General features: G+C 62.9%; 12 protein-coding genes and 1 tRNA gene. 3 read left to right on the top strand and 10 right to left on the bottom strand.

What is annotated here, in order from left to right; genetic code table 11:
- Window positions 1–133: 133 nt before the first annotated feature.
- The 4 genes from fusA to AC1RQ9_RS03490 form a co-directional block, all read right to left on the bottom strand.
- Complete coding sequence (gene fusA, locus AC1RQ9_RS03505; RefSeq protein ID WP_485985568.1) at window positions 134–2,221, bottom strand: elongation factor G; 2,088 nt, start codon at window positions 2,219–2,221, stop codon at window positions 134–136.
- Window positions 2,222–2,439: 218 nt separating this feature from the next.
- Complete coding sequence (rpmB, locus tag AC1RQ9_RS03500; RefSeq protein WP_010506414.1) at window positions 2,440–2,739, bottom strand: 50S ribosomal protein L28; 300 nt, start codon at window positions 2,737–2,739, stop codon at window positions 2,440–2,442.
- Between the two features lie 181 nt (window positions 2,740–2,920).
- Window positions 2,921–3,187, bottom strand: a complete 267-nt coding sequence (locus tag AC1RQ9_RS03495; RefSeq protein WP_010506416.1) for a hypothetical protein — start codon at window positions 3,185–3,187, stop codon at window positions 2,921–2,923.
- A gap of 99 nt (window positions 3,188–3,286) precedes the next feature.
- The gene (locus AC1RQ9_RS03490) at window positions 3,287–5,128 is read right to left on the bottom strand and encodes an ABCB family ABC transporter ATP-binding protein/permease (RefSeq protein ID WP_485985615.1); all 1,842 of its coding nucleotides are present in this window, start codon (window positions 5,126–5,128) and stop codon (window positions 3,287–3,289) included.
- A gap of 112 nt (window positions 5,129–5,240) precedes the next feature.
- On the opposite strand from AC1RQ9_RS03490, the gene AC1RQ9_RS03485 reads away from it, so the two are divergent.
- The 3 genes from AC1RQ9_RS03485 (at window position 5,241) to AC1RQ9_RS03475 (ending at window position 9,427) form a co-directional block, all read left to right on the top strand.
- Entirely contained in the window at window positions 5,241–6,092 is an 852-nt protein-coding gene (locus AC1RQ9_RS03485; RefSeq protein WP_485985566.1) for an NUDIX hydrolase, read from the top strand.
- A gap of 28 nt (window positions 6,093–6,120) precedes the next feature.
- Window positions 6,121–8,202: a S9 family peptidase gene (locus tag AC1RQ9_RS03480; RefSeq protein ID WP_485985565.1), complete on the top strand. Its 2,082-nt coding sequence runs from the start codon at window positions 6,121–6,123 to the stop codon at window positions 8,200–8,202.
- Window positions 8,203–8,272: 70 nt separating this feature from the next.
- Window positions 8,273–9,427 carry an AI-2E family transporter gene (locus AC1RQ9_RS03475; protein WP_485985563.1) on the top strand — a complete coding sequence of 385 codons (1,155 nt, stop codon included), beginning with the start codon at window positions 8,273–8,275 and terminating at the stop codon, window positions 9,425–9,427.
- Between the two features lie 89 nt (window positions 9,428–9,516).
- Here the strand turns inward: AC1RQ9_RS03475 and AC1RQ9_RS03470 are convergent.
- The 6 genes from AC1RQ9_RS03470 to rpmF all read right to left on the bottom strand — a co-directional run bounded on the left by AC1RQ9_RS03470 (window position 9,517) and on the right by rpmF (window position 13,404).
- Window positions 9,517–9,590: transfer RNA gene (locus tag AC1RQ9_RS03470), tRNA-Pro, on the bottom strand.
- An 84-nt stretch (window positions 9,591–9,674) separates the two neighbouring features.
- A complete protein-coding gene (locus tag AC1RQ9_RS03465; RefSeq protein ID WP_485985561.1) occupies window positions 9,675–10,469 on the bottom strand; it encodes a MerR family transcriptional regulator in 795 nt (264 codons plus the stop codon).
- The gene (locus AC1RQ9_RS03460; protein WP_010506428.1) at window positions 10,466–10,789 is read right to left on the bottom strand and encodes an integration host factor subunit alpha; all 324 of its coding nucleotides are present in this window, start codon (window positions 10,787–10,789) and stop codon (window positions 10,466–10,468) included. Before AC1RQ9_RS03460 ends, AC1RQ9_RS03465 begins: the two co-directional genes overlap by 4 nt.
- A gap of 99 nt (window positions 10,790–10,888) precedes the next feature.
- The gene (locus AC1RQ9_RS03455) at window positions 10,889–11,860 is read right to left on the bottom strand and encodes a beta-ketoacyl-ACP synthase III (protein ID WP_485985559.1); all 972 of its coding nucleotides are present in this window, start codon (window positions 11,858–11,860) and stop codon (window positions 10,889–10,891) included.
- An 83-nt stretch (window positions 11,861–11,943) separates the two neighbouring features.
- Window positions 11,944–13,035 carry a phosphate acyltransferase PlsX gene (gene plsX / locus AC1RQ9_RS03450; protein WP_485985557.1) on the bottom strand — a complete coding sequence of 364 codons (1,092 nt, stop codon included), beginning with the start codon at window positions 13,033–13,035 and terminating at the stop codon, window positions 11,944–11,946.
- Between the two features lie 165 nt (window positions 13,036–13,200).
- On the bottom strand, window positions 13,201–13,404 hold the full coding sequence (gene rpmF / locus AC1RQ9_RS03445; protein WP_010506434.1) for a 50S ribosomal protein L32: 204 nt from the start codon (window positions 13,402–13,404) through the stop codon (window positions 13,201–13,203).
- Window positions 13,405–13,545 lie beyond the last annotated feature (141 nt).

Raw genomic sequence — 13,545 nt, 5'->3', positions numbered from 1 at the left:
TACCCCACGCCGACCTGACTGCATCGCATCGGCACCAGTTTACCCGACTGTCATACCTCCGGATTTCCCAGGGCACAAAAAAACCGGCCCCTTTCGGGAGCCGGTTTCTTTTGATGCTCTCTTTCGAGAAAGATCAGGCGGACTGCGCCATGATCTCTTCCGCGACGTTGCGGGGCACCGGATCGTAGTGGTGGAACTGCATCGTGAAGGATGCACGGCCCTTGGTCATCGAACGCAGGTGCGAGATGTAGCCGAACATTTCCTTCAGCGGCACCATCGCACGCACCATGACGGTCGAGCCGGAGGTTTCCTGGCTCTGGATCATGCCACGGCGACGGTTAAGGTCGCCCACCACGTCACCGACGTGATCGTTCGGGGTGGTCACTTCCACGTCCATGATCGGCTCGAGAATGACCGGACCGGCCTTCTTCATGCCTTCACGGAAGCAGGCCTTCGCCGCGATTTCGAACGCCAGCGCGGAGGAGTCAACGTCATGGTACTTGCCGTCCAGCAGCGTGAACTTGAAGTCCACCGTGGGGAAGCCAGCCAGCACGCCGGTCGAAGCCTGCGCCTGAATGCCCTTGTCCACCGCCGGGATGTATTCCTTCGGCACGGTGCCACCGACGACCTTGTTCTCGAAGGAGATGCCTTCGTTACGCTCGACCGGCGCGAACTCGATCTTCACTTCCGCGAACTGGCCCGAACCACCCGACTGCTTCTTGTGGGTATAGGTTTCGGTATGCGGCTTGGTGATCGTTTCACGATACGCAACCTGCGGCGCGCCGATGTTCGCATCCACGCCATATTCACGACGCAGGCGGTCGATGATGATGTCGAGGTGCAGTTCGCCCATGCCGGACAGGATGGTCTGGCCCGTTTCCTGATCGGTCTTCAGGCGCAGCGAGGGATCTTCGCCGGACAGCTTCTGCAGCGCCAGCGTCATCTTTTCCACGCCGTCCTTCGTCTTCGGCTCGACGGAGATGTCGATAACCGGGATCGGGAAGCTCATGCGTTCCAGCACGACCGGATCAGCCGGATCGGCCAGCGTGTCACCCGTCTGCGTGTCCTTCAGGCCAACGAACGCGGCGATGTCACCGGCATGGACTTCCTTCAGTTCCTCACGCTTGTCAGCGTGCATCTGGAAGATACGGCCGATACGTTCCTTGTGGCCCTTCGTGGTGTTCAGCACGGTGTCACCGGTGCGCAGCACGCCACGATAGACACGCACGAAGGTCAGCGTGCCGTATTTGTCGTTGATGATCTTGAAGGCGAGGCCGGCGAACTTGCCATCCGGGTCAACCGGGATGATCGGCAGCTTGTTCTCGTCCACTTCCTCGTCTTCCGGTGGGGCGATGCGGATGCCTTCCACGTCGTCCGGCGCGGGCAGGAAGTCGATCACGGCGTCAAGCAGCGGCTGGACACCCTTGTTCTTGAACGCGGTGCCGCACAGCACGGGACGGAAGTCACCCTTGATGGTGCCCTTCTTGATGCAGCGCTTCAGCGTCGCAACATCCACGTCGCCCTTGTCGAAATATTCTTCCATCGCCGCGTCATCAACGGACAGCGCGGTGTCCAGAAGGTTCTGGCGCGCTTCGGCGGCCTTTTCCTTCAGGTCGGCGGGAATTTCCTCGTAATGGAACTTCGCACCCAGTTCACCGCCTTCCCAGACGATGGCGCGCATCTCGACCAGGTCCACCACGCCAACGAAGTTTTCTTCGGCGCCGATGGGCAGCTGCAGCGGGATCGCGACGATGTCCAGCTTCTCCTTCAGCGTGCTGAAGGCGTAGTAGAAGTCGGCGCCGGTACGGTCCAGCTTGTTGATGAAGATGATGCGGGGCACGTTGTAGCGGTCAGCCAGACGCCAGTTGGTCTCGGACTGCGGCTGCACGCCGGCAACACCTTCGATGATGAAGATCGCGCCATCGAGCACGCGCAGCGAGCGGTTGACTTCGATGTTGAAGTCAATGTGGCCCGGGGTGTCGATGATGTTGATGCGACGGCCTTCCCACTCACACGTCACGGCAGCCGAGGTGATCGTGATGCCGCGCTCACGCTCCTGCGCCATGTAGTCGGTGGTGGTGTTGCCTTCGTGCACCTCACCGATCTTATGGGACACACCGGTGTAGTACAGGATACGCTCGGTGGTGGTGGTCTTGCCGGCATCGATATGCGCGGTAATACCGATATTGCGAATCAGGGACAGATCAGACTTGGCGGACACGGGGGAACCTCCACAAGACAACACGGGCGCGAAGGGGAACCTTTCCCTTTCGCGCCTGCCGGAACCGTAAGCTGCTTCCGCCCTCAGTCTTTTTCAACATGGACGACGCAGACCGGCACAGCGGAACAATGCACCAGACTTCAGTCAGGCTTCATCTACGACGGACGGGCCGGCCCCCGCCCCGGCATTGCGGGGGTGGTGGCCGGCCCTGTCGCGTATCAGGCTACAGCGGCCTTCTTTTCCTGAACGCGCAGGATACGGCGCTTCACCGTCATGGCTTCCGGCGTCAGCTTGCGGTTCGGGGTGGACAGCAGGAACGCATCCAGGCCGCCATTGTGCTCGACCGTGCGGATGCCATTGGTGGTCATGCGCATGGGAACCGCCGTGCCGAGGATATCGGACAGCAGCGATGTTTCCTGCAGGTTGGGCAGGAAGCGACGGCGGGACTTGTTGTTGGCGTGGCTGACGTTGTTGCCCGTCAGCACGCCCTTGCCTGTGATCTGGCAGCGGCGAGACATTTTATCATCCTCGGATATAACTGTGGCCGAGGCATAAATGCCCGGCAAGGATCGTCTAGATTAGGCGCGGCTTATCGCCAAACCACCGCCAACAGTCAAGATGCATAAGCATGATTCGGCGTTTTTTGTCCGGCATGGGGGGCAAAGCGTGGCATTTCGTCCCCACTTCACCCCTGCGCGATCAGCCAGCCTTCTGGTCGTGGTCGGGGTGCAGTTCGCCCGCCTGCACGCTGTGCAGCGCGTTTTCCAGCATGGCCTGCATGGTCTCGCGCCCCATGGTGCGCGACAGCAGCCCCAGCGATCCGCCCAGCAGGGCGGAGGCAATGGCCACCGGCGGCAGGTTTTCACCCAGCATGTATTCGATGGCCTTGTCCACCACCGCGCCGCAATGGCTCAGTTCGGGGGGGATGGCGTCCCCTTCGGGTGGCGGGTTGTTCGTATCCGTCATGTCACGGCTCCTTCTAGCGTTCTTCCTGATATGTACTTCCCTGCCGCCGCTGACCAGTGCGGGGCGGTCATGCGCGCGCTACCGTCATGCCGGCGCGGGTCAGGTCCCGGCGGCTTCCTCCTCCGCCTGGATCGCCCACATTTCGGCATACAGGCCGCCATGTTCCAGCAGGGCGCGGTGGGTGCCGCGCTCCAGTATCCGCCCCTGCCCCATCACAAGGATTTCATCCACATCGACAATGGTGGACAGGCGGTGGGCGATGATGATGGTCGTGCGGTTGGCGGCCACCGTGTGCAGGGCTGTCTGGATTTCCTGCTCGGTGCGGGTATCCAGCGCGCTCGTCGCCTCATCCAGCAGCAGGACACGCGGATTCTTCAGGATGGTGCGGGCGATCGCCACGCGCTGCTTTTCACCACCCGACAGCTTCAGCCCGCGTTCGCCCACCCGCGTGGCGTAGCCTTCGGGCAGGGTCATGATGAAGTCATGGATACAGGCCAGTTTCGCCGCCCGCTCCACCTCCCCCTGCGTGGCGCCAAGGCGGCCATAGGCGATGTTGTAGCCGATCGTGTCGTTGAACAGGATGGTATCCTGCGGCACCACCCCCACCGCCCCGCGCAGGGCTGCCTGCGAATAGTCGCGGATGTCGTGCCCGTCGATCAGGATACGGCCCGATGTCACGTCATAGAACCGGAACAGCAGGCGGCTGATGGTGGACTTGCCCGCCCCCGTCGGGCCGACAATGGCCACCCGGCGGCCCGCGGGGACATGGAAGCTGACCCCGCGCAGGATCTCGCGGTCGGGACGGTAGCTGAAATGCACGTTTTCGAAACGGATGTCGGCGGCGGGCGCTTCATCCAGCCGCGCGGGCAGGCCGAGCGCGTGCGCGGAATCGGTAATGTCGGCCTGTTCGTCCATCAGGGCGAACATGTGTTCAAGGTCCACCAGTGAATTGCGCAGCGAGGAATATACGCTGCCCAGGAAGTTCAGCGGCAGGTAGAGCTGCATGAGGTAGGTGTTGACCAGCACGAAATGCCCCACCGTCATGTGGCCTGCCTCCACATCGCGCCCGGCCATCAGCATGACGGCGATCAGGGCAACCGCAATGATGGCCGCCTGCCCGAAATTCAGGCCGTTGAGCGAGATCTGGGTGCGGATGGCGGCGGCTTCGTACCGCCGCTGCGCGTCCTCGTAGCGTTTGCGTTCGTGCTCCTCGTTGCCGAAATACTTGACCGTCTCGTAGTTCAGCAGGCTGTCCAGCGCCTTCCAGCTGGCTTCGCTGTTGATGTCGTTCATCTGGCGCCGCAGCCCGATCCGCCACGACGTGAACTTGATGGTGAACAGCACGTACGCCGCCACCGCCACCAGCATCACCACCGCATAGCGCCAGTCGAACAGATGCCAGATCACGACAATGACCATCAGCGCCTCGATCAGGGTCGGCACCACGTTGAACACTCCCACGCGCAGCAGGGTCTCGATCGCTTCCGTCCCGCGCGCGATCGCCCGCGTCACCCCGCCCGACTGGCGGTTGAGGTGAAAGCGCAGTGACAACTGGTGCATGTGCGTGAAGCTGCGCATGGCCGCGATCCGGCTTATGCGGTAGCGCAGCGGGGCGAACAGCGCGTCGCGCAATTCCCCCAGCCCCGCCGCCGCCATGCGCAGCAGGCCATATCCCACGATCAGCACCAGCGGCATCATGGCCGCATGCCCTGCCACGGGCTGCAGGGCGTCAATCACCCGGCTGTAGGCATAGGGCACGCCAATGGTGGCGACCTTGGCCGCGATCAGCAGGATGCACACCCCCACCACGCGCAGGCGGGTGCGCATGTCATGACGGGGCCACAGATAGGGCAGAAGACCGCGCAGGGTGGCGGCGGCGGAACGTTCCGGCAGGTCCTGCCGGGTCTTGTCGGAAACAGCCATATGTCGGGCATGTGGCATACGTTGCGCGTTTTGCAACCCATATCTCCCTGTCATTCCGGCACGCCCAAAGGATTGTCAGTCCCGGGGGCAGCCGGTATGCCAGCCAAGGCCCGAAGGACAGGGATGGATCATGTCACGTAACCTCGATGGTTTTTTTCGTCATATCGCCGCCTGCAACACGGCGGTACTACCCGGCGGGCGGCTGGAATTCCGGCTGGGCGCACAGCCTGCGGGCTGGGTGCAGCCCGGCCTGCTGCCGGTCCTGCTGCGCCACGGCATGATGCATGCGGGGGATGGCGTTACCCTGGATGACCCCGCAAAGCTGGAACAGATCGGGGAGGCCATGGCGCGTGAGGGGGTGTACCGCTCCCACCACGAACTGTTTGACGTGTGGACCGACATGGACCAGCCACCCGTGGCCCGCATTGACCGGGGCGCGCTGCCGCTGTTTGGCCTGATGGCGGCGGGTGTGCACCTCAATGGTCTCGTGCGGCGGCCTGACGGGCTGTATCTGTGGATCGCCCGGCGGTCCATGACCAAGCGGCTGGACCCCGGCAAGCTGGACCATCTGGTGGCAGGCGGCATCCCGGCTGGCCACACGGCGGCACAGGCGCTGATAAAGGAAGCGGGGGAGGAAGCCAGCCTGCCACCCGAACTGGTGGCGCGCGCCCGTCCCACAGCGGATATCCGCTACGCGCTGGACCGCCCCGAGGGGCTGCGCCGTGACGTGCTGCACTGTTTTGAACTGGAACTGCCGGACGATTTCATCCCCGCGCCCGCTGATGGGGAAGTGGAGGAATTCCGCCTGATCCCGCTGCACGAAGCCTATATGCTGGTCCGCGATACCGATGAGTTCAAGTTCAACGTGAACCTTGTGCTGATCGACCTGTTCCTGCGCACGGGCATGATTGACCCCGCCAGCCACGAAGGCCAGCGCCTGCGTCGCGGCCTGACCGGCTGGCACGCCCTGAAAACCGACTGAACCCCCGCCCCCGCGCAAGGACCCTGCAATGACCCTTCCACCCGTTCCCCGCAAGATCCCCCGCACCATCACGCAGCTTGGCCGCACGCGGCAGGACGAATATGCGTGGATGAAGGACGATAACTGGCAGAACGTGCTGCGTGACCCGTCCCTGCTGCGCCCTGACATTGCCGGACACCTGCGGGCGGAAAATGCCTATACGCAGTCCATCCTGTCGGGAACGGAAGCGCTGCAGGAACAGCTTGTGGCGGAAATGAAGGGCCGGATACAGCCCGACGATACCTATCCCGCCATTCCCCACGGACCATTTTTCTACCAGACCGGCTATGCGGCGGGTGCGCAGTATCCCGTCTATAAACGCTATCCCGCAGGCCAGCCGCAGGCGGAAGAAGTGCTGCTGGATGTCAACGCGGCGGCCAGCGGCCATGACTATTACGCCATCGCCACCGCCAGCCACAGCCCCGACCATACCCTGTTCGCCTATGCCGAGGATACGCAGGGGTCCGAAATCTACCGCATCCATATCCGCAGGCCTGCCGATACGGCCGCGGCCGCCCTGCCGCCTGTTGACAACTGCAGCGGGGCATTCGTTTTCTCACCGGACAGCCGGTTCCTGTTCTGGGTCTGGCGGGACGAACATGGCCGCCCGGCCCGCGTCTATCGCCGCCGCATCGGGGAAGATACGGACACGCTGGTGTACGAGGAACCCGATCCCGGCTTTTTCGTGGGTGTGGACGCAACGCGTTCAGGCGGGTGGATCATCATTTCCTCCGGCAACCACGATACATCCGAATCCTGGCTGATCCCGGGCCATGACCCGCAGGCCGCACCCGTATGCGCCGCCGCGCGCCAGACGGGACTGATGTACGGGCTGTATCATCAGGGCCAGCACTTCATCATCCTGACCAATGCCGACGGCGCGTATGATTTCAAGATCATGACCACGCCGGACAGCGCGCCGGGACGTGAAAACTGGCGCGACCTGATCGGGCATGAACCCGGCCGCTACATTACCGACTGCATGGTCTGGTCGGGCCATGTCGCATGGCGTGAACGCCGGGATGCGAATACGCGCATCGTCATCCGTGACCTGCAGGGTCATGCCCATGCGCTGGAGCCGGATGAAGCCGCCTATGACCTGACATTCGCCGGCGGTTATGAATACGACACGACCGAACTGCGTTACGTCTACCAGTCCCCCACCACCCCCCGGCAGTGGCATGCGCAGGACATGACGACGCGGGCGGACCAGCTGCTGAAGCAGCAATCCGTGCCATCCGGCCATGACCCGGCGCAGTACCGCTGCTGGCGGCTGACGGCACAGGCCCCGGATGGGGAACAGGTGCCCATAACCGTTCTGGGCCGCCATGATACGCCCATCGACGGCTCCGCCCCACTGCTGCTGTATGGCTATGGATCCTATGGCCATGCCATCGACCCGGTGTTTTCCACCCGCACGCTCAGTCTTGTGGACCGGGGATGGTTTTATGCCATTGCCCATGTCCGTGGCGGTTCGGAAAAGGGATGGAACTGGTTTCTGGGCGGACGCGGACGTAACAAGCCCAATACCTTTACCGATTTCATCGCCTGCGCCACCACCCTGACCAATGCGGGCTTTGGCACGCCCGGGCGGATCGTGGCTGATGGCCGTTCGGCGGGCGGCATGGTGATGGGAGCGATCGCCAACATGCGCCCCGACCTGTTCGCGGGGATCGTGGCGGTGGTGCCGTTCGTGGATGAACTGAACACCATGTCCGATGACACCCTGCCCCTGACCCCGCCGGAATGGCCGGAATGGGGCAATCCGCTGAACGACCCGGATGCCTATGACCTGATCGCAGGCTATGCCGCGTATGAACAGGTGGCCCCGCGGGCCTATCCCGCCATTCTGGCCATGGGCGGGCTGACCGATCCGCGCGTCACCTACTGGGAACCGGCGAAATGGGTTGCGCGCCTGCGTGACAACAACCGGTCGGACCGGCCCATCATGCTGCGCACGAACATGGAAGCGGGCCACAGGGGGGCGACCGGACGGTTCGATTCCCTTAAAGAAGCGGCCCTGATTCATGCTTTTGCCCTATGGGCCGTTGAAACGACGCCCCCGACATAGGATTAATGTCATTGCTGGAACGATCGCGTTAACACCAGCACCCTATCGACCAAGCCCGTTTTCCAGAGGAATGACCATGACGGATCCCTACAACGCGGATCAGGATCAGGCAGGCGCCCCCATGCCGGGCCGCCGCATGGATCCTGCATCCACGATGCGAACCTTCCGGTCATTCAGCGAAACCCAGCGCACGCAACGCATGGCGCGCGCGGGCCTGGCGCTGTTTTTTGTCCTGCTGGCGCTGTACACCGTGCGCGGCTTCCTGCCATCGCTGATCTGGGGCTGCATATTCGCCATCGCGTCGTGGCCGCTTTATGTACGGGCGCGCAGGCGATGGCATTCACGCGCGCACCGGACGTTGCTGCCGGTCCTGTTCACGCTGGTCATCGCGCTGATCTTCCTTGGCCCCCTGGCGCTGTTCGGGCTTGAAGCGGGGCGTGAGGCGGAAAGCGTGCTCAGGCTGCTGAACGATGCACGTCATTCCGGCATTCCCGTCCCGCCATGGGTCGGTCGCCTGCCCTATGGGCAACAGACGATCGAAACATGGTGGAACGAACACCTGACAAATCCCGCCGATGTCTCGACCCTTCTCGGGTCCATGAATATCGGACAGGGCATGAAGGTGACGCAGCAGCTTGGGTCGCAGGTGCTGCACCGTGTGCTGCTGTTCGCCTTTGCCATCCTGACGCTGTTTTTCCTGCTCAAGGACGGGGATTCGGTTATCCGCCAGTCCCTTAATGTCTCCCGCCGCGCCTTTGGCAAACGGGGGGAACGGATCGCGTTACAGATCATCGCATCCGTCCATGGGTCGGTATCGGGGCTGGTGCTGGTCGGTATCGGCGAGGGCATGTTGATGGGCCTTGCCTATCTGGTCGCAGGCGCCCCCCACCCGTTCCTGTTCGGCGTGATAACGGCTATTGCCGCCATGATCCCCTTTTGCGCCCTGATCGCCATCAGCGCCGTCGCCATATTGCTGGTGATCAATACCGGGGCGGTGCTGACCGCCATCGCCATCATCCTGTTTGGCATTGCCGTGATCCTGCTGGCGGACCATCTGGTGCGTCCTGCCCTGATCGGCGGCTCGACCCAGCTGCCCTTCCTGTGGGTGCTGACCGGCATTCTGGGCGGGGCTGAAAGCTGGAGCCTGCTGGGGCTGTTTGTCGGGCCGGCCATCATGGCGGTGCTGCACATGCTGTGGCTGAACTGGAGCCGTGCGCGTTACTAACGCGCTGGCTGCAGATACAAAAAAAGCACCCTGTTACAGGTGCTTTCATCGGGGCGTTCACCCAAAATCTTTAATCGCAGACAGGGATATCGGGCAGGCGGGATTCGAACCCACGACCCCCAGTCCCCCAGACTGATGCGCTACCAGGCTGCGCTACTGCCCGCCTGTCTGCGATGCGCAGGGTGTAGCAGGCCAGTGGGGGGACGGCAAGCCACGATCTGCGCAAAACTGAAAAAAACCGGATAAATCAGACCGGCACCATTTCCCGCAGGGCCTGCAGTTCCACCAGCACGCCACGCAGGCTGTCGCGTAGCACGGTATTTTCCGCCTGCAGGCGCTCAAGTTCGATCATGACAAGCTGTTCCAGCGGTATTTCCGCTTCATCCACCGTCTCGCCTTCTGGCGGTGCCTTGTCCGCGGGCGCTGTTGCTGCTGTGGCCGGGGCTTCTTCCTTTACAGGCTGCACCGACGGGGGCGCCGGGGTTTCGGCGGGGGCCGTGTCGGCCACCTGTATGGTGGTTTCCTCGACAATTGTGACCTGTTCGATAACCGTGGCGGTCTCGACCGGCCGCTGCACGTGTTCCGGCGCGGGCGTGTGGGCAGGACCTTCAGTCGCGGCCTGCACTTCCGCCACCGGAGCAACCGGTTCCAAAATCGGGTCAGGCATTACCGTATGACCAGCCGGGATTTCTGGCGTGGCTGGCGTGGCTGGCGTGGCTGGCGTGGCCACGCTCGCAGGTGACGGGTCTGCGGCAAGGGCCATCTGCCCCAGTTCGGCCTGCGCCTGCGCAATCGATAGCTTGCGGACATACAGCAGATCAGCGATCTGGCGCAGTACCGCAATGTCCTGCGGGCGGTAATAACGTCGCCCCACCTGCCCCCGCAATGGCTGCAATTGCGGAAAACGGGATTCCCACATGCGCATGACATGCTGGGCCAGGCCGAGTTCACGCGCGACCTCATAAATGGGCAGGCTGTCCGTGCCCGGCTGCGTCACGTCATGCGTGGGCGCGGTCCGGGCCGGTTCATGCTTCGTGCTCATTCCTCGTCTCCTTCCGGCGGGTTTTCACCACTGGACTGTCCATTGACATGGGCACGAAGCAGCTGGCTGGGGCGAAATACCAGAACGGAACGCGGAAGAATCGGCACTTCCACGCCCGTTTTCGGATTACGGCCCGTACGCTGTCCTTTCTGCCGGACAGAGAAGGTGCCAAACCCGCTTATTTTCAGGGTATCGCCGGTTTCAAGTGTCCGTGCCATCCGTTCCAGAATATCTTCCAGAATATCGGCGGATTCATGGCGGGACAGCCCGACCTGATCATATATCTGTTCTGCCAGAGTGGCGCGCGTCACGGTGCTCATGCGTAAACGTTATGCATGCGCGCCACCATCGTCAATTGAATGTATTCAATGAACGGGCGGTTTATTGCGCGTCCATTTCAATGTGGTACCGAAACGACATTACAGCCGCGCCAGCGCCGACCCCCATGTCAGGCCACCGCCCAGCGCTTCCATCAGCACAAGGTCACCCTTGCGTATGCGCCCGTCCCGCACCGCTTCGTTCAGCGCCAGCGGGATGGAGGCGGCCGATGTATTGGCATGCCGGTCCACCGTCACCACCACCCGCTCCGCCGGAAGCGCAAGCTTGCGCGCAACACCGTCAATGATGCGCAGGTTGGCCTGGTGCGGCACCAGCCAGTTTACATCCGAATGGGTCAGGTTATTGGCCGCCAGCGCCTCGTCAACCGAAGAAGACAGCTTGCCCACCGCATGGCGGAACACGTCACGGCCCTGCATACGCAGGTGGGCGGGCTTGTCATGCTGCCCGGTGGCGCCGTCCACATACAGCAGGTCGCCATACTGGCCATCGGAATGCAGATGGGTCGACAGTATCCCGGCATCACCGTCCTGCGGTCCGGCAGAAGTCAGGAACACCGCCCCCGCCCCATCACCAAACAGCACGCATGTGCCCCGGTCCGACCAGTCGAGGATACGTGAATAGACTTCGCTGCCGATGACCAGCGCGGAGCGGGCCTGTCCGCTGCGAATCAGCGAATCGGCCATGGACAGGGCAAAGATGAATCCCGAACACGCCGCCGCAAGGTCAAAACCGAATCCGGATGACATGCCCAGTTCGGCCTGCACGCGCACGGCGGTGGATGGAAAGGCCTGGTCCGGCGTGCTGGTGGCAACGATTACGGCATCGACATCCGCTGGTGAAACGCCCGCGTATTCAAGCGCGCGGCGTGCGGCCTCTGTCGCCATGGATACGGCGGTATCATTTTCACCGGCGATATGGCGCTGGCCAATGCCGGTGCGGCCACGAATCCATTCATCGGATGTATCGAGCCGCGATGCCAGTTCATCATTGGTAACGATCCGCTCAGGCAGATAACCGCCGAACCCGGACAGAAGCGAGCGTTTCGCCGTCATGCCTGTTTTTCCACCAATCTCATCTTACATGCACGGGTGGCGACAGCCATGACAGCCTGCGCGCCACACCGGATGTTACAGGGTCAGGATGCAGGAACCGCCTGCTGCTGGTCCGGCGTCACCTTGACGGATGTCAGCTTTTCCATATGCGCAAGGCGATCACGTATGCTGTCGGTAAAGCGGTGGGTGACCATGTCCATCGCCACATCGACCGCAGCGGCGAAGCCTTCGGCATCCGTGCCGCCATGCGACTTGACCACGACACCATTCAGCCCGACGAACACCGCGCCATTATAGCGCCGCGGGTCCAGCCACTCCTTCATCCGTTCCAGTCCCGGACGCACCAGCAGGTAGCCGATCCGCCCCAGCAGGCTGGCGGTAAAGACCTGCCGCAGAAGGGTAAACGCCATTTTCAGCGCCCCTTCCCCGGTTTTCAGGGCCACATTGCCGGTAAAGCCATCCGTCACCACCACGTCGGTCGTGCCCGCCGTGATATCGTGCCCTTCGACAAAGCCATGGAACTGCCGGGCCAGCGCGCTGCCACGCAGCACCTCTGCCGCCTGGCGCAGCCGTTCGTCGCCCTTCAGTTCCTCCGACCCGACATTCAGCAGGCCGATGGTCGGCGCGGGCAGGCCCAGCACCGCCTTGGCGAAGGCTTCGCCCATGATGGCGAATTCCACCAGGTTGCGCCAGTCGCACGACACATTCGCGCCGAGGTCGAGCATGACCACATCGCCACGTGTCGTGGGGCTGAGCGCCGCCATTGCCGGACGGCTTATGCCGGGGAGTGTCTTGACCACGATCTTGGCAAGCGCCAGCATCGCCCCGCTGTTGCCAGCGGATACGACACCCTGTGCCGCGCCCTTGGCCACCGCGTCCATGGCCAGCCGCATGGAGGAATCGCGCACGCGCAACGCCGCCGTGGGCTTCATGTCCATCGGGATGGCCGAACCGGCCGGAAGGATTGTGCAGATGGCGGCCGCGCGTGGATGGCAACTCAGAAGGCCGGACAACTTTGCCTCATCCCCGACCAGAAGAATTCTGGCCGACGGATGTCGGTCTGCCGCAATTGCCAGTCCAGCCACTACAACTTCCGGACCACCATCCCCACCCATGCCATCTATGGCCAGGGTATAGGACCCAGTCTCGGAAAAGGAGGAACCTGTCTCGCTCATGCTCGTCTTGTGCCGGGTAAGAAAGAAACGCGCAAGATCAGGGAGTACAACTTTGGCATACCCCTGTCCCGCGCGTCCCGGCCGGGACGGCCACAGGCACGCCCACAGGCGCGGCCCATGCAGGCCACGCCCTGACCGGGTAATGACGCCAGTCGCGTCCTGTTATCAGGCGCGGACCGCCGTCTTCAGCGCCTTGCCGGCGGAAGCGACTTCGCGGCCGTCATAATGTCCGCAGTGGCTGCAGACGTGATGCGGGCGCTTGAGTTCGCCGCAGTTGGAACATTCCGCGTGTGCGGGCACGCTCAGCGCAGCGTGGCTGCGACGCATGCCACGACGGGACGGCGAGGTTTTTCTCTTGGGTACAGCCATGGGCCTGGGCCCCTCCGATCTGGATCACAACCGGCAGGCACACCATCGTGGCGATACACCGGTCAGTTATCAATAATTGAGGGGGGCGCTCTAACAGATCATTTGCACTTGCGCAAGAGATGATGCGCAAGACGCGTAATC

The sequence above is a fragment of the Komagataeibacter ossonobensis genome (genome assembly GCF_057359305.1).
Note: the sequence above shows the minus strand (reverse complement) of the source record. Positions and strands in the feature narration are given on the sequence as shown.

Coding starts and splice junctions, on each gene's coding strand:
- AC1RQ9_RS03465 (WP_485985561.1), bottom strand. CDS start 10,469: ATGAGCACGAAGCATGAACCGGCCCGGACCGCGCCCACGCATGACGTG.
- AC1RQ9_RS03480 (WP_485985565.1), top strand. CDS start 6,121: ATGACCCTTCCACCCGTTCCCCGCAAGATCCCCCGCACCATCACGCAG.
- AC1RQ9_RS03485 (WP_485985566.1), top strand. CDS start 5,241: ATGTCACGTAACCTCGATGGTTTTTTTCGTCATATCGCCGCCTGCAAC.
- AC1RQ9_RS03490 (WP_485985615.1), bottom strand. CDS start 5,128: ATGCCACATGCCCGACATATGGCTGTTTCCGACAAGACCCGGCAGGAC.
- AC1RQ9_RS03495 (WP_010506416.1), bottom strand. CDS start 3,187: ATGACGGATACGAACAACCCGCCACCCGAAGGGGACGCCATCCCCCCC.
- plsX (WP_485985557.1), bottom strand. CDS start 13,035: ATGAGCGAGACAGGTTCCTCCTTTTCCGAGACTGGGTCCTATACCCTG.
- AC1RQ9_RS03475 (WP_485985563.1), top strand. CDS start 8,273: ATGACCATGACGGATCCCTACAACGCGGATCAGGATCAGGCAGGCGCC.
- rpmB (WP_010506414.1), bottom strand. CDS start 2,739: ATGTCTCGCCGCTGCCAGATCACAGGCAAGGGCGTGCTGACGGGCAAC.
- AC1RQ9_RS03460 (WP_010506428.1), bottom strand. CDS start 10,789: ATGAGCACCGTGACGCGCGCCACTCTGGCAGAACAGATATATGATCAG.
- rpmF (WP_010506434.1), bottom strand. CDS start 13,404: ATGGCTGTACCCAAGAGAAAAACCTCGCCGTCCCGTCGTGGCATGCGT.
- AC1RQ9_RS03455 (WP_485985559.1), bottom strand. CDS start 11,860: ATGACGGCGAAACGCTCGCTTCTGTCCGGGTTCGGCGGTTATCTGCCT.